Annotated in this window: 24 protein-coding genes; 18 read left to right on the forward strand and 6 right to left on the reverse strand. The window is 61.6% G+C overall.

Going from position 1 to position 19,061, the window contains the following annotated elements:
- Positions 1–40: 40 nt before the first annotated feature.
- Entirely contained in the window at positions 41–997 is a 957-nt protein-coding gene (locus NLN62_RS40875) for an alpha/beta fold hydrolase (protein WP_027523290.1), read from the forward strand.
- Here NLN62_RS40875 and NLN62_RS40880 read toward each other — a convergent pair.
- Complete coding sequence (locus NLN62_RS40880; protein WP_035662487.1) at positions 991–1,905, reverse strand: septal ring lytic transglycosylase RlpA family protein; 915 nt, start codon at positions 1,903–1,905, stop codon at positions 991–993. The two genes, NLN62_RS40875 and NLN62_RS40880, sit on opposite strands and share 7 nt — an antisense overlap.
- 864 nt (positions 1,906–2,769) lie before the next feature.
- On the opposite strand from NLN62_RS40880, the gene NLN62_RS53090 reads away from it, so the two are divergent.
- Positions 2,770–2,901 carry a hypothetical protein gene (locus tag NLN62_RS53090; protein WP_256375276.1) on the forward strand — a complete coding sequence of 44 codons (132 nt, stop codon included), beginning with the start codon at positions 2,770–2,772 and terminating at the stop codon, positions 2,899–2,901.
- Between the two features lie 27 nt (positions 2,902–2,928).
- On the opposite strand, the gene NLN62_RS40885 is transcribed toward NLN62_RS53090, so the two are convergent.
- Entirely contained in the window at positions 2,929–3,195 is a 267-nt protein-coding gene (locus tag NLN62_RS40885) for a hypothetical protein (RefSeq protein WP_245288023.1), read from the reverse strand.
- A 158-nt stretch (positions 3,196–3,353) separates the two neighbouring features.
- Between NLN62_RS40885 and NLN62_RS40890 the strand changes: the two genes are divergently transcribed.
- Together NLN62_RS40890 and NLN62_RS40895 are read left to right on the forward strand one after the other, a co-directional pair.
- A complete protein-coding gene (locus tag NLN62_RS40890) occupies positions 3,354–3,932 on the forward strand; it encodes a TIGR00645 family protein (protein ID WP_027523293.1) in 579 nt (192 codons plus the stop codon).
- Between the two features lie 16 nt (positions 3,933–3,948).
- Positions 3,949–4,419, forward strand: a complete 471-nt coding sequence (locus tag NLN62_RS40895) for a GNAT family N-acetyltransferase (RefSeq protein WP_027523294.1) — start codon at positions 3,949–3,951, stop codon at positions 4,417–4,419.
- Positions 4,420–4,453: 34 nt separating this feature from the next.
- Here NLN62_RS40895 and NLN62_RS40900 read toward each other — a convergent pair whose 3' ends face one another.
- Positions 4,454–4,771, reverse strand: a complete 318-nt coding sequence (locus tag NLN62_RS40900) for a DUF1476 domain-containing protein (RefSeq protein ID WP_254112412.1) — start codon at positions 4,769–4,771, stop codon at positions 4,454–4,456.
- 235 nt (positions 4,772–5,006) lie between these two features.
- Here NLN62_RS40900 and NLN62_RS40905 point away from each other — a divergent pair, with 235 nt between their 5' ends.
- The 9 genes from NLN62_RS40905 (at position 5,007) to NLN62_RS40945 (ending at position 12,657) form a co-directional block, all read left to right on the forward strand.
- Positions 5,007–5,231 (forward strand): hypothetical protein, encoded by a 225-nt coding sequence (locus tag NLN62_RS40905; RefSeq protein ID WP_027523296.1) that lies wholly within the window; start codon positions 5,007–5,009, stop codon positions 5,229–5,231.
- A 286-nt stretch (positions 5,232–5,517) separates the two neighbouring features.
- Positions 5,518–5,796, forward strand: a complete 279-nt coding sequence (locus NLN62_RS40910; protein ID WP_035662539.1) for a DUF3551 domain-containing protein — start codon at positions 5,518–5,520, stop codon at positions 5,794–5,796.
- A 334-nt stretch (positions 5,797–6,130) separates the two neighbouring features.
- A complete protein-coding gene (locus NLN62_RS40915) occupies positions 6,131–6,298 on the forward strand; it encodes a hypothetical protein (protein ID WP_198031764.1) in 168 nt (55 codons plus the stop codon).
- Between the two features lie 1,010 nt (positions 6,299–7,308).
- Entirely contained in the window at positions 7,309–7,545 is a 237-nt protein-coding gene (locus tag NLN62_RS40920; RefSeq protein ID WP_254112413.1) for a hypothetical protein, read from the forward strand.
- 345 nt (positions 7,546–7,890) lie between these two features.
- A complete protein-coding gene (locus tag NLN62_RS40925) occupies positions 7,891–8,082 on the forward strand; it encodes a hypothetical protein (protein ID WP_027523300.1) in 192 nt (63 codons plus the stop codon).
- Positions 8,083–9,678: 1,596 nt separating this feature from the next.
- A complete protein-coding gene (gene istA, locus NLN62_RS40930; RefSeq protein ID WP_254108352.1) occupies positions 9,679–11,217 on the forward strand; it encodes an IS21 family transposase in 1,539 nt (512 codons plus the stop codon).
- On the forward strand, positions 11,207–11,986 hold the full coding sequence (gene istB / locus NLN62_RS40935; protein ID WP_254108353.1) for an IS21-like element helper ATPase IstB: 780 nt from the start codon (positions 11,207–11,209) through the stop codon (positions 11,984–11,986). The genes istA and istB overlap by 11 nt, the downstream gene beginning before the upstream one ends.
- Positions 11,983–12,204 (forward strand): hypothetical protein, encoded by a 222-nt coding sequence (locus NLN62_RS40940; protein ID WP_254108354.1) that lies wholly within the window; start codon positions 11,983–11,985, stop codon positions 12,202–12,204. Before istB ends, NLN62_RS40940 begins: the two co-directional genes overlap by 4 nt.
- A gap of 255 nt (positions 12,205–12,459) precedes the next feature.
- Positions 12,460–12,657 (forward strand): hypothetical protein, encoded by a 198-nt coding sequence (locus NLN62_RS40945; RefSeq protein WP_254112414.1) that lies wholly within the window; start codon positions 12,460–12,462, stop codon positions 12,655–12,657.
- Positions 12,658–12,772: 115 nt separating this feature from the next.
- Here the strand turns inward: NLN62_RS40945 and NLN62_RS40950 are convergent, their stop codons facing one another.
- On the reverse strand, positions 12,773–13,066 hold the full coding sequence (locus NLN62_RS40950) for a hypothetical protein (RefSeq protein ID WP_254112415.1): 294 nt from the start codon (positions 13,064–13,066) through the stop codon (positions 12,773–12,775).
- A 421-nt stretch (positions 13,067–13,487) separates the two neighbouring features.
- Here NLN62_RS40950 and NLN62_RS40955 point away from each other — a divergent pair, with 421 nt between their 5' ends.
- The 3 genes from NLN62_RS40955 (at position 13,488) to NLN62_RS40965 (ending at position 16,212) form a co-directional block, all read left to right on the forward strand.
- The gene (locus NLN62_RS40955) at positions 13,488–13,772 is read left to right on the forward strand and encodes a hypothetical protein (protein ID WP_051389763.1); all 285 of its coding nucleotides are present in this window, start codon (positions 13,488–13,490) and stop codon (positions 13,770–13,772) included.
- Positions 13,773–14,179: 407 nt separating this feature from the next.
- Complete coding sequence (locus tag NLN62_RS40960; protein WP_254112416.1) at positions 14,180–14,662, forward strand: hypothetical protein; 483 nt, start codon at positions 14,180–14,182, stop codon at positions 14,660–14,662.
- Positions 14,663–15,624: 962 nt separating this feature from the next.
- On the forward strand, positions 15,625–16,212 hold the full coding sequence (locus tag NLN62_RS40965) for a hypothetical protein (RefSeq protein WP_051389764.1): 588 nt from the start codon (positions 15,625–15,627) through the stop codon (positions 16,210–16,212).
- Between the two features lie 197 nt (positions 16,213–16,409).
- On the opposite strand, the gene NLN62_RS40970 is transcribed toward NLN62_RS40965, so the two are convergent.
- Complete coding sequence (locus NLN62_RS40970) at positions 16,410–16,583, reverse strand: hypothetical protein (protein ID WP_254112417.1); 174 nt, start codon at positions 16,581–16,583, stop codon at positions 16,410–16,412.
- A gap of 304 nt (positions 16,584–16,887) precedes the next feature.
- On the opposite strand from NLN62_RS40970, the gene NLN62_RS40975 reads away from it, so the two are divergent.
- Entirely contained in the window at positions 16,888–17,349 is a 462-nt protein-coding gene (locus NLN62_RS40975) for a hypothetical protein (protein ID WP_156944325.1), read from the forward strand.
- 543 nt (positions 17,350–17,892) lie between these two features.
- A complete protein-coding gene (locus NLN62_RS53095; protein WP_256375277.1) occupies positions 17,893–18,015 on the forward strand; it encodes a hypothetical protein in 123 nt (40 codons plus the stop codon).
- 17 nt (positions 18,016–18,032) lie between these two features.
- On the opposite strand, the gene NLN62_RS40980 is transcribed toward NLN62_RS53095, so the two are convergent.
- Positions 18,033–19,046: a formate dehydrogenase subunit gamma gene (locus NLN62_RS40980; RefSeq protein WP_254112418.1), complete on the reverse strand. Its 1,014-nt coding sequence runs from the start codon at positions 19,044–19,046 to the stop codon at positions 18,033–18,035.
- Positions 19,047–19,061 lie beyond the last annotated feature (15 nt).

Here is a 19,061-nt window from a genome sequence, read left to right on the forward strand (position 1 = left end):
ACGATTTCCGACCAAACCTCTGAAACAAGGCGGAAAAGCGATGTCCTCCTCCCGCGTGATCTCAGCCAACGGGATCGATCTTTTCGTCCGTGAGCAGGGCCAGGGGCCGCTCGTGATCCTCTGCCATGGTTGGCCGGAACTCTCCTACTCCTGGCGTCACCAGATCCCGGCGGTGGCGGCGGCCGGCTTTCGCGTCGTCGCTCCGGACATGCGGGGCTATGGCCGGACCACGGCACCATCGAATGTCACCGCCTACTCCATCTTCGACACGGTCGGTGACGTCGTTGCCCTGGTGCAGGCGCTTGGCGAGACCAAGGCCATGGTCATCGGCCACGACTGGGGCGCGCCGGTGGCTTGGCACGCGGCGCTGTTCCGGCCGGACATATTCACGGCGGTGGCGGGCTTGAGCGTTCCGCCGCCGTTCCGCGGCCGCGGCAAGCCGCTCGACCTGTTGCGTGAGAACGGCATCACCAATTTCTACTGGCAGTACTTTCAGACGCCCGGCGTCGCGGAGGCGGAGCTCGAGCGCGATGTCGCCCACACCATGCGCATCGTGCTGGGTGGGCGCGGGCTTTCCGATCCGACGGCGGCGATGTTCGTTCAAGACGACAAGGGCTTTCTCGGCCACGCGAGCGGCTCGGAGCCGCTGCCGAGCTGGCTGACCGAGGCAGACCTCGCCTATTTCACCGAGACCTATCGCAAGTCCGGCTTCCGCGGCGGCCTCAACTGGTACCGCAACATCGATCGCAATTGGGAGCTGACGGCGCCCTGGCAGGACGCGCAGATCCATCAGCCTTCGCTGTTCATCGCGGGCTCCAAGGATGCGGTGATCACCGGGCTGATCGGCGCCAAGCGCGTCAATGAGCTCGAGCGCGTGCTGCCTAATCTGAGGCGCAAGCTGATCATCGAGGGCGCCGGCCACTGGGTGCAGCAGGAGCGGCCCGACGAGGTCAATACGGCCCTGGTGACGTTCCTGAAGGAAAGTGCGACTCAGTAGAGCCCGCGGCCGCTCAGGATATTGCGCGCCTCTGACGCGCCGTCGTCGGAGACATAGGCGGCCGATGGCGCCGTGTCCGACGTATCGCGGCCGTCCTGGTCATAGGACACCGCGCGCGCATTCTGGAGCGCCCGGCCGCGATTGCGGCTCGAAGCCGACATTTCCGAGGTCGCGTTGATCGAAGCGACGTCGGCCGAAGTATTGCCGAGGCTGTATGGCCGCCCTTCCGGAAGCGGAACCTCGCCTCGGATCGCGCCATGGCTGGAAGCCGACAGCTCCGGAACGAATGGCCTAGCCGAGGCGACGCGGACCATCGAGGGGGTCGGCGCCGGAATGCCGGTGCGCAAGGTGGCCATCAGCTGGCGGTCGTCGGACCCCTCAAGGGGCGCCCGGCCGACATATTCGACGCGCACCTTGGCGACACCATTGCCTTTGAATTCAAGTAGTTCAGCCGCCTTGTTCGAGACGTCGATGAGGCGGTTGCCGTGATATGGCCCACGGTCGTTGACCCGGACGATAAGCGATTTGCCGTTGGAAAGGTTGGTCACCCGCGCATAGCACGGCATCGGCAAGGTCGGGTGCGCCGCGGTGAGCGAGCCCATGTCGAAGATTTCGCCATTGGCGGTCAGGCGGCCGTGGAAGTCGTCGCCGTACCAGGAAGCCAGGCCCTCGGCGCGGTAGTTGGCGTCCTCCTCCGGCACATACGTCTTGCCGGCCACCACATAGGGCTTGCCGACGCGGTAGGTGCCGCCGCCCTTGGGCACGGGATCGCCCCAGGCCACCACGCGCGGGCTGGAGGACACGCCGTATTTCGGATCGACGTGGCTGGCGAATTTGCCCGATGAGGCACAGTTGGCAAGCGCGAGGCAGGTCGCGGCAGCCGCAACACCACGCGCGGCCCGCACCATCGAATCTGACCGTCGGATCCCCATTCGCCCCAATACCATCTCGCCGGACGCGTGCCCACAAGGAGGCCTTCTGCCGGTCTTTGCCCGAAGCGGCCCACCACCGGTTCGGAAGTGGTGACGATAACGCAACGCGATCACGGCGGAAATGGGGAGCGCGCGACTCTCGCGCCGAGATGGTAAACCAGAGGTTGGCGTTCTCTCCGTTGATCTACGGAGCATCGGCGCGGAAGCGCCCTATTCCCGTCCCAGTCCTGGACAAACTGTTGCGCCAAATCCTCACTGCTTCCCGATTGCAACTGCGCACATTGGAATCCTTTTGACTGTGCAAGGCGGTACGCGTTTTGTCGCGTGTGCGAGGGGCGCAACGGAAGTTTGCGATGATTGAGACGGTTTCAGCACTGATGGGTCTGGTAAGCGCGGGGATTTTTCTGGCCCATGCGTTCGAAGGATACCGCACGAGGGCATAGTGCCTCGCGCGGAAGCATCACCTCTTTCAATTTGAGCGCGTTCGGAAACTTTTAATCAATCCGGTCGAGCATCGAGCAAGAGAGCGGCAGGTGTCCTATGCGCAATCATGATCTGGTGTCGGACGGCTTTCTGGCGTTGACGGCGGGCGGCTTGGTTCTGCTCTGCTCGAGTCTGATGGCCTTGGCGTTTGCCTGACTGTGCCTGAGGCCTGGCGTTCGCCTGAGGCGCGCCAACCTTTCCCCTTAATCATCTGCCGCGATGTTGCGGCGCAATACGCTGCCAGTCGGCACGTCCAGTATTTCCGGACTGTCTGCTTCCCTTTTAGTTGATTGAATTTCCGTCCCTCGCGCCTCGACTCAACTTTGATGAGGCCATCACCAACGAGGGTGACGAGACATGCTTGCCGAGAAATTCTTCCTGGTTCTGGAAACGCTGATCCGGACGAGCCGCACTTATCCGGACGGAAGTCCGCGTGTCGTCAGCAGTTCCCCGCACGTGCCGGTCAAGCTGCCGAGCGAGAGCAAATAGCCAGCGACCCACCCGGTCTGCGCGCGCTCAGCGCAAGCCCAGCACCGAGCGGCGATAACCGCTGCTCTTGGCTTCGTTGAGGCAGACGAAGCTGCCATCGAACCCCTGCCCGTAGAGCTTCTGGCCCTTGGCGTAGTAGCGCCCCTTCCTGAAATCCAGCCACACCACCTTGTCCGTCGGACAATAGCGCTGCGCCTGGTCCGCGTAGCGAAATGGCGTCAGCGGCAGCGCGGCCGCTTCGGTGATCACGGCTCCGCAGAGCACGATGGTCGCAACAGCCGCAATCGTCCGCACGATGTCTCCAATGATCTCAGCTGAAAATCAGCGCCGCCCGGAGGTCAGGATAGCATCATGCCGCAGGCCGCGCATGATCCCAACGTCGCGTCTTCCGCAGGCCATCATGTCGAGCTACATCTGGCCTCCGTGCAACTGAAGCGGGGAATTGCCTGAAAATGTCGAGCGAGCCTGAAACGACGAGCCAGCCCCGCCTTCCGGCCTCGCCACGCCTGCGCGCGCTGCCGATGGTCATCTTCGGCTCGCGCTGGCTGCAGCTGCCGCTCTATCTCGGGCTGATCGTCGCGCAATGCGTCTACATCGCGCTGTTCGTCAAGGAGCTCTGGCATCTGTCCTGGCACGCGCTCGACCTGACCGAGCAGCAGATCATGATGAGCGTGCTGGCGCTGATCGACGTGGTCATGATCTCGAACCTCCTGGTGATGGTGATCGTCGGCGGCTACGAGACCTTCGTCTCGCGGCTCGACCTCCAGGGCCATCCGGACGAGCCGGAGTGGCTCGGCCACGTCAATGCGAGCGTGCTGAAGATCAAGCTCGCGATGGCCATCATCGGCATCTCCTCGATCGCGCTGCTGCGCACCTTCATCGAGGCCGGCAATCTCGGCTCCGGCCGCGCCAGCTTTACCGAGCAGGGCGTGATGTGGCAGGTCCTGATCCACATCACCTTCGTGGCGTCGGCGATCGGGATTGCCTTCGTCGATCGCCTGAGCGACACGGCCGCGCGCAACCACGAATGACGCCGGATCCATCCGCGTGACGGACACCGATTTCTCATTCAGGGCCGCCCGCCGCGAAGATGCGGAAACTGTTTTCAATCTCACCAAGGCGTCGATCAGCGGCCTTTCCGGAGAATCCTATTCCCGCGACCAGCTCACGAACTGGATGGGCGACCGCACGGTGGCGTTCTACGAAGAGCTCATCGCCAGGGGACGAATGACCGTGGGCCTGCGCGATAGCAAGGTGATCGGCTTTGTCGATGCGGAGCCAGGCGAAGTCACCCGCTTGTTCATCCTGCCCGAAGCGGCGGGCACGGGACTTGGGCGGAGACTGCTGGAGATCGGGATAGCCGAGGCGAAGGTCGGCCACGAGGGGCCGATCAGGCTCGAGGCGACCATCAACGCCGAAGGCTTCTACCGCAAGCACGGCTTCAGGAGCATCAAGCGGGGCTACTTCTCCCACGGACTCGGCGGCGAGCCGATCGAGATCGTCCACATGGAGCTGTGACCTTCGAAAGACATCTGCACGATCGGGACGCGCCCTATTCGGGGCCCTTCAGCTGCTGCACGGCCTGATGCAGGAATTCCTGGAGCTTCTGGGCAACCTGCTCGGGCGTGATTCCCTTGCCGGCGAGGTCGCCGGAGACCTTTCCCAGGACATCATCGACCGTCCTGTTATCGAGATTGGCGGTCACGAGCTCCGTCGAGTAGCGGGTTGCGGCATCGCCGCTCAGCCCGAGCTGCTCGGCGGCCCACATGCCGAGCAGCTTGTTGGATCGGGCCGTGGCCCTGAACATGAGCTCCTCGTCGTGAACGAATTTGGCCTCAAAGCCCTGCTCGCGCTTGTCGAACGTGGTCATGGTCAGGCTCCCTCCCGTTACGATCGTCACCGTGCTCGCTTTGCCACCTGCTTCGAATTTCCCTGGTCGATTCGCCGGCCGAACGGTGGAACCACCGGCGCCGGTCGTCGGGGATCAGGTCATGAGCGGGATTATAGCACAGGCGCGGTGACCAGCCTGAGGCCAGCCCCGACTGATTTACTACTCATTAAGGAGAATCGCGGTTGGCTTGTCCCCAACCACCGGGAGACAGCGCATGAACAGGGAGCTGCGGGAATTCCGCCGTTTGGAGCGTGTGTGTCTGGAGCAGGCGGAGCTCTCCACCCTCGACCTCGCGCGGATCGGCCTGTTGAAGGTCGCCGCGGATTGCCGCGTCGCAGCTGAAGCAATTGAAGCCAAATCGCCGGCACGTCCGACCGCCGGCTTCATCGCGGCGCTGAAGCAAACCCTCAGTCCCGTGCGCTCGTTCCGCCGGCACTGAACAAAACCCCCTCGCCTGAAGGTCAGCCCATGCAAAAACACCCCCGGCATGTGACTGCCGGGGGTGTGTTTTTTAAATAATGGATAGGTAAAGCAATGCGCGATCTGTAGCAGGCGATCGGCATTGCGGATGTGAAGCAGTTCACAAATGGCGAGAAAAAATGCGCCTGGGTGGACCGACGGGCCTTTCGGCCTAATCCTCAACACGCTTGATCGCGTTGAAGCGGCGCGTGCAACGATTCGAGGTCTTGCCCGCCGCCGAAGGCCCTACGACAGGAGATATGATCATGCGCACGACGCTAGCCATCTTGGCGCTGCTGGCCGCGGCAACGGCCGCTCACGCAGGCTCCGCCCTTCCCGCCTCCTACGACTACCCCTGGTGCGTCTTTGGCGAGGAGCTCGGCTGGTCCGGCGACTGCTCGTATGAAACGAGGGCGCAGTGCCTGGCGTCCGCCTCGGGGCGCTGGAACACCTATTGCGATCTGAATCCGCGCGCCCGGTTCAGGCAGCAGCAGACCGGACAGCCGCCGGGCGTGCCGCAGCCCCGGGGGTACCGCAGGCAGTGAAGCTTCCGCCCGGCGCACACCGATCAGATCATCTGCGTCGAAAAACAGCCGCGGGCCGGCACGGGACACGGCCGAACAAAAGTCTCGAAAACAACCCCATGCAAAGTAGCCGGGGCATCGCCGGCAAGGATTGCCTCAGCGACGCCCGCGATTGACACGTCGGGCAAATCACCAACATCGGGCCTGGCCGCACGCGTCACCAGCTTGTCCTGGCGCAATTCCTGGCGCGATCGTGAGGATCGCCTGGCCGATATTCCTCACGCTGCCGTCATAAATCCGCAATCTTGCGGCGATCTGCCCCTTCCACAACGCTGGGACAACACTGGGGTAAGTGATGAGCCAACGCACACAACCAGGAACGGCGCCACGTGATCGCATTTTGGAAGCGGCTCGAAGGGAACTCACTGAATTCGAGCGACGAGAGATCGAATTTCGCAAGAAGGATCGCGAAGAACGCGCCGCCGAGCTACGGCTCCCCTTGAAGGAAATCAAAGTCCACTGACCTTGAAGACTGAGTGCGAGGATCACCTCGCGGTTGGAAGCTGAAAGACGCTTGAATAGCTCAGGCGGCTTGTTGGCGCCGGCAGCGAATAGGGAAACGCGACAGCATGCACAATGTCTTCCTCGGCATCACCTTCGTTGGAGTCGTCGTGGTCGTCTTTACCGCTCTCGTCGCCCTTGAAAGGATGATCGGGTAGTTTCTGCCGCATTGTGGCAAAGGGGGCGTTGGCCGAAGGCTCCCCTCAGCGCGAGGCTTTCTCTCGCGCAGCATTCAGATCAGCCTTTATTCCTGCGACCGCCGCTCCATTGGCGGGCTCTCGATTTGGGGGCGGCTCGTTGAGGTCGCGGGCCCATGGCGCACCCGATGACGCGCCCGATCGGGCCGCCGGCCTCGCTTGGTCGGAATTCACGCAAGCAGAGACAAGTACACCAACAAGGGTCAGCGAACCTGCCCATCTCATCAGCCGGATGCGCATGCCCATTCAACCGGTTGCCCCAAGAATCGATCCTCGAATCGATCCGCGGTTTCACAATCACTGATCTGGGAATTCTCAGGCTCCGCGACTGCGATCGTGATTTCGGGCGTCCGGCACGTCCGTCGCTCCGTTGCTACTTTTACGACGCCTTGTGGCCGCTCCAAGGTTGAGGGACACTGTTCTCATTTCAGGCAGTCATTTGGGGGCAGGTCATGCCCAAGATTCTGGAAGACCTATTGTGGTGCGCGGCCCTGGCGACGTGGCTCATGCTTCTCTGCGGCTTCGCCGTCGCGGCGTTGCGGCCTCTCGCCAAGACCATTCGCCGGCAACTCGAGATGAGGCTGAGGTCGAAAGAGAAGCGGAGCTGAGCAGCGACGCTTCGGCCAAACCCGCTGTCGTCGGTTCGCTGCGGGCGCAGTCAAGATGTGACGCGCATCAAGAACGTGGCAGGCCTGCGTTGCCGCCCTGCCCGCCCCCGGAACTATTTACAGATGCTGGACATTTCAGCTTACGGGCAGGCTCTTGGAGCTTTGGAATGGGTATGCTCGACCCTGGTCGCTTTCTGATCTCGTGTCCTCAATGCGAGGCCTGGCCGATGTCGGCCAGTCTCAAGCACGCAAGCTGGTCGAGCCGACCGCATGAGGTGAAGTTCGTCTGTCCGAAGTGCCGCCGTCAGGAAACCGCCATCATCTCGGCTTCCGGCGAGTTGACGCCGATCAAGCCGCCCGCCGCGCCGGCCCTGGCAGCGCAGCCGAAAGGCCGTGTCGTTTGATTGTGGTGTGAGTTACGACAAGCGAGACAGGCGCGATGATCGAGGCCACCTCGGGTACGGCCTAAAATGGTGTCGGGAGCGGGAGTTCTTGACGCCGTCACGAACGAATTAAAGCCTCTCGATTCACCTATGTGCTCGCCGGAACCAGGCCTCCAGGGAAAACTAGGAAATCCGGGGGCTGAGCTTTTTCATTTCATAATTTCTTTGAAGCCCGGGAAGGCTGCTGATCGTGACAGCGGCCTTGCTTCTGGAACGCACAGATGGAGTTAGGACGAGGCGGCAATTGGCGCCGCAGCTTCGCTCCGTTTCCAAATCGGGGGCTAACCTCGTTTGTTAGAGCGTTGAATGATGCCAGAAACCGCGCAGTTGCCAACATTCGATAATACGGTGCACGCATCCGCTGATAAGGCCCAAGAGAACCCGCAGGATCGTGTGTTCGGATTTTTGCTATTGACCACCTTGCTGACGACGACGGGCGTTTGGGTCTACTTTCTCGCACGCATCTTCTGGGCTGCTGCCGTATGGATCATGAGCTAATTTCGGCCCTGCGCCTTCTGATGACAGCCGCCGGCTAATCCGGTCCTACTCTTCCTGGTGCGGGAGTGGGATAGGCTTGTAATTCTGGCGACCCAGGAACGTGTCCTGACCGGCGGATTCTTCAAGGATCCTGAGCGACTTGGTCACGACCTTTCCGATATGCAGCCTATGATTGGCAATCTCGACTGCCAGGTTTTCGCAGCGATATATGACCCGGTCCTTTTTCATCGTCCGACCTCAGAAATTAGGACACTGCCGAAAAACGGCCCCGGCACCACCTACAATGCCGGGGCCGTCAGAGTTTGCTTGACGGTATTGTGGGCCAAGCGGAGCGAGCCTAGATCGGTGCGGTATTTTGTTATGTCCAATTTTGTACTGAGGAACCGATTTGAAATTTGCCGACTTTTCCCGATTTGATTTGCGTTGACGGACCCCGGTCGCCTTTTCCAGCCGGGCAGACATTTGAGTTCCCGATCTGTTGTCGTACCGGGGCTTATTTCAACATGGAATTAGATCAGCGCTTTCGAACCGAGGCCGCTTGTGCCGATAACAAAGAATGGCCCCAGCGGTTGGCGGCAAAGTGAGGCCTGCGGTCGGCTCCAGTCTGTTTACCGAGGGGAACTCAAGTGACCGGAACACGGTCAAGACCATGCGAAATTGCCGCGTATTCCCGACTCGGGTAATCCAGCGATGGAGCGCGAGCTCTGATCGCCGGCCACGGCAACTGCCGCACGGTATGCGCGATGGGACTACTCCTAAAGAAGTAACGTGGCACCTCCGGTTGGAGATGCTGTCGTTGACTGTCGAAAACCGCGCAAGAATGACGACGAGGTCGACGGCGGTAGAGCGAAGGCGTCCGCACGCGCGCTCACCAATCGCGCCGAAGCGGGCGGACGCCTTTGCGGCGACGACCAGCGTCTGAGTTGAGGAATAAAAGACGCGGGGCACGTCTCCGGGCGCCCTGAGGCTCCTTTCGACGTACCCCGCTTTGCGCCTGCCTTATGGTAGATCTGCGGGTAATCAGCGCCGCAGAAACAAAGCCGGCGTAACACCGATCTCAACTGGCAAGTGGGGCTCGATGTCACGCCCCACGGACGGTGCGCGGCCTGCACTATCGCACTGTCAGCGCATTCCGTCGACCTTTTCCACCAACCTCCGGCGGCGCTCCGAAAGGACCGCCGCGGATGCTCACGGGCCGCTTCTTTCTGTGCGGCCGCTGCCGTTCGCAGGTAACGATCTGCCGCAACTGCGACCGGGGACAACGCTATTGCGGCCATGACTGCGCCCGTGCTGCCCGCCGCGAGAGCCTGCGCGAGGCGGGACGGCGTTATCAGCGCAGCCGCCGCGGACGCCTGGCGCATGCGACCCGCGCCCGACGATACCGGGCGCGGCACAATAACGTGACGCATCACTCTCCACCCGCATGGCCTGTCGGTTCACTACTGCGCCGGCCTGCGGACGATGTCGTTGTTGCACCTACTGACGTCGGCGAGCGAGCGACGACATCGATCATGCCCATGCCGAGCTGTCGGTTCTGCGGCTGTCGGTTGTCGCTGTTCCTTCGTACCGGCTTCGTGCGTCGCCGGGGGCCTCGTCATGCTCACCCCTATGGAGGCCGAGACCCGACCGATGACCGTTACCCCTGAATTGGAAGCGCAGATCCTGCGTCTGTATCACGTCGAGAAATGGCGCTGCGGCACCATTGCGAAGCAGTTGCACGTTCATCACACGACCGTGCATCGCGTCCTGACCCAGGCCGGACTGCCCAGGAATAGGCCGATATTGCGCCCCACGAAGATCGAGCCCTATCTGCCGATCGTCCTGAAGACGCTGGAGCAGTTCCCCGCACTCACGGCCAGCCGCCTGTATGCGATGATGCGTGAGCGCGGCTACCGCGGGTCGCCCAGCTACTTCCGGCACCTGATCGCTCTGCACCGTCCACGCAAGCCAGCCGAGGCGTTCCTGCGGCTGCGCACGTTGCCGTCTGAACAAGGGCAGGTGGATTGGGGGCACTTCGGTCACATCGAGATCGGTCGCGCCCGCCGTCCGCTGATGGCGTTCGTCATGGTGCTGTCGTACTCGCGCGACATCTACCTGCGCTTCTTCCTCGATGCGCGCATGGAAAACTTCCTGCGCGGCCACATCGGCGCGTTCAACACATGGTGTGGGCTGCCCCGGGTCCTGCTCTACGACAATCTTAAGAGCGCGGTGCTCGAGCGCCAGGGCGATGCGATCCGATTCCATCCCACGCTGCTTGCCTTCGCCGGCCATTATCGGTTCGAGCCGCGTCCTGTCGCGGTTGCCCGGGGCAACGAAAAAGGCCGTGTCGAGCGCGCTATACGGCATATCCGGGAGGCATTCTTCATCGCCCGCAAGTTCACCGATCTCGACGAGCTGAATGCCCAGGCCGAACAATGGTGCCGATCCGAAGCGGCGGACCGACCATGTCCGGAGGATCGCGAGATGACAGTACGCCAGGCGTTCGCAAAGGAGCAACCACTGCTTCTGCCGCTGCCCGCCAACCCGTATCCCGTTGAGGAGCAGGTCGCCGTGAAGGTCGGCAAAACGCCCTATGTGCGGTTCGACCTGAACGACTACACGGTTCCCCATACCCATGTTCGGCGCATGCTGAGCGTGCGGGCCGATCTCAGCCAGGTCCGGATCTTCGACGGCGCGCAAATGATCGCCAGTCACCGTCGCAGCTATGATCGTGGCCAAGAGATCGAAGACCGACGACACCTGAAGGATCTCGCCGAGATCAAGCGTGAGGCGCGCCAGCATCGCGGCCTCAACAGCCTCACCCGAACCGTGCCGGTCTGTCAGACCCTGATGATCAGGGCCGCCGAACGTGGCGCCAACATCGGTGCGCTCACGACCGCGCTGCTGCGGCTGCTCGATCGCTACGGCGCAACGGAATTGCAGGCCGCCGTCGAGGACGCTTTGCGTGCGGGCTCCGTCCATGCGGCGACGGTCCGCGCCGCACTCGAACGTCGGCGCCTTGAGCGTGGTGAACCGCCGCCCGTCGAAACCAGCCTGCCCGAACATGTGCGGCGCAAGGATACAACGGTCCGGCCGCACCGCCTCGACAGCTACGACCAACTGACCCCTTCTGGAGATAACGACGATGAGCACTGATGATGCCCTGCTGAACCGCGCCAAGGCGCTGCGCCTCAACGGCCTGGTCGAACACTGGGACGAAATCGCCGGCGCCCCATGGCTGGCCCCCATGCTGCAATGGGAGGAGGAGGAACGTGCCCGGCGCTCGCTGCAGCGACGCCTGCGCGACGCCAGGATCGGTCACTTCAAACCGATGGCCGATTACGACTGGCTCTGGCCCAGGCGCCTCGACCGCGCCGCAGTGGAGCAATTGATGTCGCTGTCCTTCATGAACGACGCAACCAACATCGTCTTCGTCGGACCAAACGGCGTCGGCAAATCGACCCTCGCGCAGAATATCGCCTACCAGGCGCTCATCGCCGGTCACTCGGTCTTGTTCCGATCGGCCAGCGAAATGCTCGGCGAGCTTGCCGCCCTCGACAGCGATACCGCTTTGCGCCGAAGGCTCCATCACTACGCCGCCGCCGACGTTCTGGCGATCGACGAGGTGGGATATCTATCCTACTCGAACCGTCACGCAGACCTGCTGTTCGAACTCGTCAGCCGGCGCTATCAGGCCCGCTCCACAATCGTGACCACCAACAAGCCCTTCGCCGCATGGACGGAGGTCTTCCCAAATGCCGCATGCGTCGTCAGCCTCGTCGACCGCCTCGTGCACCGATCCGAGGTGATCTCCATCGACGGCGAATCCTACCGCCTCAAGGAAGCTCTGGAACGCGCCGAGGCCCAGAGCACACAGCATCGAAGCCGGCCCGCCAGTACCAACGAGAAGGAGCACGTTGCATGACCAGAAACCACCATCAACCATCCGGCCTCAACTTCGGGATCAGCTTCCTCATCAATCCCGAATGGACCCCGGAGCAGGCGCTCGCTGTCCACGAGCTCCTCAAGGATCTATCCGACAGCATCTGGTCGCACTACTGCCTCAAGATCCAGGAACTCATCCAGGAGCAACAAGCGCCGGCCGATCACCGCGACGACGAAGAGCAACCACACTCCTTCTGAAACACACACCACTGCGACACTCGGCGGCGGCCTTTGCGGGCCGCCTTTTTAGTTCCCTCACCATCCTACCGCCCATTCTTGTCGTCATTTTTGTGCGGATTTAGAAAGTCACCAACAAGATGCCAGCATCCAGCCGCCGTTGCGAGGACTACATCGGAACACGTCCGCATTTACCGCAGGTTGCAAGAATCCCGGACGGGATGTATTTTTGTCGCGTTATCGAACCATGAATATTTATCAATTCGGATTTATAGCATGGTTGCTCAAACGACCTTTGTGGTTGGCACTCGCGTCAAGATAAGCCAGCTCGGTGCCCTTCAGTGCCCCGATCTGGCTAACAAGACCGGCACGGTCGTCGAAGTCAGTCTTCGTACCACCGGCATCACCGTACTGTTTGATGGCGGGGCAAGACCAACTTGCCTCCACCAGGACTACTTGTCTCCTCTGGCGTGACAGGCATGCGCGGCCTTCGCCGAGGGCGCATCATGTGCGATCGGCGGCGGCTGGCCACGAAACATTGTTGGTGCTCAGCCGTAATTTTGTGTTTTTCCCGCGGTCGTCCGCAGGGTCATAACGGCCGTGGCAACAACAGGATCAGCAGCAGCGCCAAGGTAAAATCCAAAGCGAGTGCGAAGCTGATGCGATCGGCCAACATGGAGACGATGTTTCTGAGCGACGTGATTGGCTGCTGCCCCAACCGACTGTCATCCCTGGCATGTGAAAGGTTTGGCCGCGGAGGCCCGAGATATGGCGCATATGCCAAATATTCGGCGTATCGTCTGCGTGAGACGACTTCGCGGGTGCCGTAGCCTACGGCAAAACCCAATCCGACGGCCGCGAACAGAATTGCCAAACCGAGCATAGAATTACTACTCCCGCTGCCCTCACTTCGGTCGTCGTTAACCCGGTTTGGTCGAATTCGATCCTCAGCGGAGCCGGTTCCCCGCCAGCCTTTCCCCACGACCCGCAGTAGCCCGCGGCCATTGCGAGCCTCCCAAAAATCGATAATTTGCGAGGTACTTCGGAAGCCGCCTTGATCGCGGCATGCCTCGCCCAGTCCGACGTCATCCTTTTACCCACGCTGACGGTCGGCCTGTGAAGATCAGCCTCGGCCAGATGTCCGCGATCAGCGTGGGCGGCGGGACCGTACCCATTAAGAGCATTGATCTCCCTCAAAAGAACCGCCGTCCGGATTCCACAGCCGGTCTATTTATCGAGTCGCTGACGTTGGCGGACTGAGACCGCGCGCTCTCGCTACCGTCTCTTGGAGGGGAGCCGTGCGGATGACCCGCTTCTTCTTCCACGCCCACGGTGGCATTTCCGTCTTCGATGACGTCGGGCTGGAGCTTCCGGACGTCGCCGCCGCGCAATTGGTAGCGATCGAAGTGTGCAGGAATATTCTCAACGAAGGACCGGAGGGACCATTTTGGCAGGACCTCAACTGGCGCGTCGAGGTTACCGACGGGCCCGGGATCTGCGGGCAGACTTTCCTTGTCGTTCAGTTTTCAGTTACGCGCACAGCGATCACCCCTGACGCGGCGGCCGGCAGCAGTTTGGGATCAATGTGAGAATCGTAGCCGTCCGGCTAGTGAGCGCGAACTTTAGCCGTGCCGTGGCTCGAGGCACACGCGCGGTGAGCTATTCCTTCGAAACGCCAGAAAGTGACGGAGTCAGTCGCTCCGCAGCGATCGCACGTCAATCGCTCCTCGCCGAGCATGTAGCGTCCGCGATTCGTGGGAGTGGCATTTTTGCAAGATGGACAAACCAACAAGAAATTGCGCATGCGCCAGCGCATCACCAGACTATCCAACACCTTCGAACGCCCCTTCGTGAGTTCAGGTATCTCGCAGAGGTGGAGATTAGCGGACCTTTGCACGTCTGAATGTTCGATTGCGAACACAGGAACCGCGATTGCCATAGGCATAGTAGCCTCCTGTCCGGCAGGTGTTAGGCTGGGCACAACTGCGAGAGAGCCATGAGTGATGACGCGAAGGATGCCGGCCTTATGGCGCTGATCAGCGGCATTCTCGGCGGCAAGCGCGCGGAGCAACCAGCTTCCGAGCCGCATCGGCTCGCTGAGGCCTCCCCGTTAGCGCCGACGAGCGCGCCCGCAACCGCACCTCCGGCGCCCGAGATGCCGCCAACGCTCCAAGAAGAGCCTCTGGCCGCGTCCGCGCCGCCAAACAAGCCCATCGTTCCCACGCCCGCCGGCAACCATGATGAAAAACGCGCGCGATTGCCGGCCGTGGCGATCGCCGACCTCGTCCTTGGGGAGCTTCGCAAAGTCGATGGCTTTCCGAAATCCGGGGTCTCGATCACCGTCTACGGATATCGGCCCTGGAACGCTATGATCAAGTTCGCACCGTTCTCGACCACTTCCGAGAACGCCGCACGCCTGCGACATGCTCTACCCGACATCGTCTTCAAGCTTCGGCAATACGTCGATCTCGAGGGATAACAGTGCCACCTTCTCTGATCGCACGGTCACCGCCTGCGGTGACCACCCGGTGACCGGGCAGAGCGACATCGCACGCCAGCCGGCCCTTGTACTCAACGCCACATCCGTTCCACGGCCATCTCGCCCATTCCTACGCAATTGCCAACGCTGGTCTTGCGGATCGCGATACGCTTGCCATGCCGCCCCGTGTTAACCCTGTCTCTGATCTTCTCCCCTACCTGTGTCGGCTGGTTCGTTTCTGCCGCTAAGCCGCCTCATTGGATCTTTGCAATCGTCTCGGATTTTCGGGAGCTCATTTCCGGCGGGCTTTGAGCGAGGCTTCCTCCTCGGACAGCGTGAAATCAGATGAGAGTGGCTCTCATCCTTGTTGGCCTCAGCACCCTCGCGGCGATGGAGTTCGAGACCCCGCCGCGCACGACAAAGCCTGTGAGCGAACCACCCGCTCAGGCGGCCGTTGGCTCGTCCGATACGCTGACGACGACGGACCGTCTCGTAATCCCGCACATGCTTGAAGCGCCACCGCAGCCGATCTCCTCGAGCGAAGTGATGCCTCCGCCGGATCAAATCTCAATTGTTGCGCAAGAGCCTTCGAAGATCGTCAGGCAACGGAGCGCACGCGGAAGAAAATCCGCGGTTGTGCCGCCCAGAGCTCGGCCCGAGCAGCGAATTTCCAAGGCAACTGTGAAACTCAATCGCGCCAGGCCGGTCGCGGAGGTCAAACCCTGTCCGTCAGGTGTCTTCGACAGCCTGCTCCAGGCATTGAACCTACCATCGCGATGCCAGACCTAGCCCCACGATTCCTCTGTAATGAGGCGGCCGACGGCAAGGCGCGATGCCTCGCGCATGCGGCAGAGCAAACACACCGCCCCGGCGAAATCCGCCCCCCTCGCCCAGACGAGCGCGGGTACGTTGTCACCACTCGGGGATGGCTGTCCGCGGAATCCATCACAGCTGCACTTGGCGTGGCGATTGGCCTGGCCTTCGTCGCAAGTTTCATCCTGTTCCGCGACGCGCATTTGAACCGGAAATTGATCGACAAGACGGCCGCAAAGGCATTGGTCGAGCGCATTATCGTCGCCGAGTCCAATGGTGACTCGAATGCCAGGAACAAGCGGTCGAGTGCTACCGGTGCTGCCCAGTTTCTCGATGACACGTGGCTCGAAGCAGTTCGAAGGCACCGGCGCGATCTGATCCAGGGGCGCAGCGACAAGGACGTGCTGGACCTGCGGCGAGATCCCGAGCTTGCGCGAGAGATCACCACGCGACTGGTCGAGGAATATGCCGCGATCCTCAACAAGCGCGGTCTGCCGATCACACCCGGTTCTCTCTATCTCGTTCATTTCGCGGGACCGGCGGGTGCCGTAGCGCTATTGTCCGCCGCGGAAAATGCCGATGCGGCTTCCCTTATGGCCGCCGCTGACGCGACGGGTCGGACCACACGCGACAAGCTGGTCAACGCCAATCCGTTCCTCAAGGCGCTGACGGTTGCCGACATCAAGGGGTGGGCAGATCGCAGGATGGCGGTAGGCACTTCGCCAGGACGCTTGTGAGAGCTAAAGAGGCCTCGCAACAGCAGCAAAGAAGATTTTCCACGCAATCGATATCGTCGCGCGCGGACCAGCCCGGTGAGAGACGTGCCTCGCCAACCCCAGGACGGACAATGTCCATCCGGCGGCGGTTTCAATGCGCGTATGGTAGCGACCGGACCAAAGCCTCATCGACAGCCAAGGGCCGGCGGCCAGCGCCTCTAGTCCGTCTTGGCCTCATGCGCTCGGATCAGCGCGAGATTTTTCAGAACGCGCTCGGCCAATGACTCCTGTTCGGAATCGCGCTCGCGATGCGAACGTTGGCCTGTCTCATAGTTCGCGAGGTCCTTGCGGTCGTTATCTACCGCCCAACGAAGCCGACCGATGGATTTCATCGAATTTGCCCGCCAAAATGTGCCCAAATCGGCGGCCCAGCACACTGCCCCCGCCGAAACGTGTGCCGGGCCTAGCCAGTCTTCGCTGGTCGAACGCTGACCGGCTAGTGTCGATATTGGGGCAAAAATGTGATTTTGGAAATTGCTCGGCTGCAACACTCGATAGAATTCAGAAGCGCCGCGCCAGCAAGCTTGAGACGGCGCCGGCAAGCTGGGCCCATTCCATTGCAAGGAGCCCCTCGTCTTATTCTGGGCTGATTCCGACGCGACGCTTGGATCTGAGCAACGCTCGGGACCAACCGGCATGATCAGGGTTATTGCCGTTTGCACAGTATGCGTGGTTGGCGTGGTTTCCCCGCTCGGCCCCAGCCGCGCGCCAGCACCCGATACCGACGTTGGCATGGCGTCGGATTTTCCGGCGGTCAGCGGCAACAAAAGCGATCGACTTCCGATCCGCGCCGAAGCAATCGCGCCCAAGGCCGCCGTTGAGGCGGATAAGCCGGCAGTACCGACACCCCAGATCGCTGTTGCTGCGCCGGCGGTCGAGCCCAAGACGGATCAAACGCAGCCCAGGTTCATTTCCCGTCACTGGCACGACCCGACTGCTTCGAAATACACGATCCAAAAACGCAGTGCCGCTGATGCGAAGAGGTCACAGACACCTTCGGTCGAAAAGCCAAAGCAAGCGACTGAAGTGAAAAACTGCAGCTCAGACGGATTGGCCCCTCTTCTGAGGCAGCTCAATCTGCAGCCGCCCTGCGACTGACGAGCTCCAGCGCAGGGCGCATCGCAGTACGATCAAGCGAAATCCAGCCTGCGTCGTTCTTTCGTTGTCAGTGCGATGCGCAGGATCGAAATGATTGTCCGCGTCTGCATCCGGGCTGGCTGGAGGCGAGCGCATCGCGCTGTTGACGCGAGCGCACATCCTGACCACCACGTCGGTCCGCCGCCTCCGCGGGCCACCCGCCTGTGCGTCCGAAGTGGGTGGCCCGCTTCCGAGGGCTGGATTTGAGCAGGGAGGCTCACGCCAGCTTGCTCGCCTCGCGATTAGACGGCCAGTCCACCAGGCCCGCAATTGAGAAACAGGATTACCCCCGCTCAGTCGACAATCACTTCGACATAAAATCATCGAAGTCAAAGAAATGGACCGACAGCGAGCGACGTTTTGTCCGTACAAGACGCCTGGTTCGGCGCCACCTTGCCATAATGGAATGGGCACCTCGGATTCGATCCGGAGCCCGGCCGGTCGTTTGTTCGTGACCGGACATCCTATATGATGATCGGTGAGCCAGCTTGTTGGAGGATCGCGATGAGGGCTTTCATCCTTGCCTGTGTTGCGACGATCGTAATCGCTGCGATTGGAGTTGCCGTGCTCGACAGCGTACAGCAACCCGTCGCAGAAGCCTTTGCGACGACGGGCGTGCGTCTGTAGGCAATGCGCCGCCAGCCCTATCCGGCTGCGGATGCAGCACGACGCGTTTGCGGCTGAGAATCGTTCGGGCCGCTCCGTGCCGACTGCTGCTCGAGCCACAGGCTGTGGTGCTCGCGCGCCCAATTGATATCCACCTCGCCCGATCCCATCGCCTCGAAGGCCCCTTCCATCCCGATCGTGCCGATGTAAATGTGAGCGATCATCGCGGCGATAAACAGCACGGCCACGACGGAGTGAACGATCTGGGCAATCTGCATGCCCTCGATTCCCGTCAGGTAGAAGGGAAACATGAGCTGATACCCGGTCGCGGCGACGAGGCCACCGCCGATCACAACGATCCAGTAGATCCCCTTTTGGCCGGCGTTGAAGCGACGTGCCGGCGGATGATCGTGTCCGAACAGCCCGCCTCCGCGCTTGATCCACTCCAGATCCACCTTGTTCGGGATATTGCCGCCGATCCACATCAGAAAGATCAGCACGACGCCGATCGTGAAGGGGAAGCTCAAATAATTGTGAGCGAATTTCGCCCATAGCGACCATTCCGAGAAAGCGTCAAATCCAATCAGCGGAAGCAGCAGCGGCCGCCCGAACGTGATGTTCAGTCCCGAGATCGCCAGGATGACGAAGCAGGTCGCGGTCATCCAGTGCACGAAACGCTCAAATGTGTTGAATCGCACGATGGTACGGCCCGATCGTCCGCTTTCGAGGCGAACCATGCCGCGCGTCAAATAGTAGATCACGAGAACGGCCAACATGCCGAGGATGGCAACGCCGCCGATCCAGCGCAGCGCGACGTTGCGGAATTCACGCCACTCGCGGCCAGCCGGTTGCATCAGCACGCTGGAGCGCTGGTCGGGAATGCTGACGCGCCCCTGGATCCGGTCCATCTCCTGGAGCAACTGGCGTTCGTTGACCGAACTCGCCGTCGGATTGACCTGCTGCGCCGCCGACGGCGCCGGAACTGCCATGATCAACAGAAGCAACGCCCACGCGCCGATGGCTGGACGAATGAACCTTGCAAATGAGGACATGAGCTCCTCCTCGGC

Origin of the sequence: Bradyrhizobium sp. CCGUVB23, from assembly GCF_024199885.1 — a bacterium.
Lineage (GTDB): Bacteria > Pseudomonadota > Alphaproteobacteria > Rhizobiales > Xanthobacteraceae > Bradyrhizobium.

Bases quoted from the DNA above. Each gene is read 5' to 3' on its own strand.
- NLN62_RS40875 (WP_027523290.1), top strand. From the start codon at position 41: ATGTCCTCCTCCCGCGTGATCTCAGCCAACGGGATCGATCTTTTCGTC.
- NLN62_RS40880 (WP_035662487.1), bottom strand. From the start codon at position 1,905: ATGGTGCGGGCCGCGCGTGGTGTTGCGGCTGCCGCGACCTGCCTCGCG.
- NLN62_RS53090 (WP_256375276.1), top strand. From the start codon at position 2,770: ATGCTTGCCGAGAAATTCTTCCTGGTTCTGGAAACGCTGATCCGGACG.
- NLN62_RS40890 (WP_027523293.1), top strand. From the start codon at position 3,354: ATGTCGAGCGAGCCTGAAACGACGAGCCAGCCCCGCCTTCCGGCCTCG.
- NLN62_RS40900 (WP_254112412.1), bottom strand. From the start codon at position 4,771: ATGACCACGTTCGACAAGCGCGAGCAGGGCTTTGAGGCCAAATTCGTT.
- NLN62_RS40905 (WP_027523296.1), top strand. From the start codon at position 5,007: ATGAACAGGGAGCTGCGGGAATTCCGCCGTTTGGAGCGTGTGTGTCTG.
- NLN62_RS40910 (WP_035662539.1), top strand. From the start codon at position 5,518: ATGCGCACGACGCTAGCCATCTTGGCGCTGCTGGCCGCGGCAACGGCC.
- NLN62_RS40915 (WP_198031764.1), top strand. From the start codon at position 6,131: ATGAGCCAACGCACACAACCAGGAACGGCGCCACGTGATCGCATTTTG.
- NLN62_RS40920 (WP_254112413.1), top strand. From the start codon at position 7,309: ATGGGTATGCTCGACCCTGGTCGCTTTCTGATCTCGTGTCCTCAATGC.
- NLN62_RS40925 (WP_027523300.1), top strand. From the start codon at position 7,891: ATGATGCCAGAAACCGCGCAGTTGCCAACATTCGATAATACGGTGCAC.
- istA (WP_254108352.1), top strand. From the start codon at position 9,679: ATGCTCACCCCTATGGAGGCCGAGACCCGACCGATGACCGTTACCCCT.
- istB (WP_254108353.1), top strand. From the start codon at position 11,207: ATGAGCACTGATGATGCCCTGCTGAACCGCGCCAAGGCGCTGCGCCTC.
- NLN62_RS40940 (WP_254108354.1), top strand. From the start codon at position 11,983: ATGACCAGAAACCACCATCAACCATCCGGCCTCAACTTCGGGATCAGC.
- NLN62_RS40945 (WP_254112414.1), top strand. From the start codon at position 12,460: ATGGTTGCTCAAACGACCTTTGTGGTTGGCACTCGCGTCAAGATAAGC.
- NLN62_RS40950 (WP_254112415.1), bottom strand. From the start codon at position 13,066: ATGCTCGGTTTGGCAATTCTGTTCGCGGCCGTCGGATTGGGTTTTGCC.
- NLN62_RS40955 (WP_051389763.1), top strand. From the start codon at position 13,488: ATGACCCGCTTCTTCTTCCACGCCCACGGTGGCATTTCCGTCTTCGAT.
- NLN62_RS40960 (WP_254112416.1), top strand. From the start codon at position 14,180: ATGAGTGATGACGCGAAGGATGCCGGCCTTATGGCGCTGATCAGCGGC.
- NLN62_RS40970 (WP_254112417.1), bottom strand. From the start codon at position 16,583: ATGAAATCCATCGGTCGGCTTCGTTGGGCGGTAGATAACGACCGCAAG.
- NLN62_RS40975 (WP_156944325.1), top strand. From the start codon at position 16,888: ATGATCAGGGTTATTGCCGTTTGCACAGTATGCGTGGTTGGCGTGGTT.
- NLN62_RS53095 (WP_256375277.1), top strand. From the start codon at position 17,893: ATGAGGGCTTTCATCCTTGCCTGTGTTGCGACGATCGTAATCGCTGCG.
- NLN62_RS40980 (WP_254112418.1), bottom strand. From the start codon at position 19,046: ATGTCCTCATTTGCAAGGTTCATTCGTCCAGCCATCGGCGCGTGGGCG.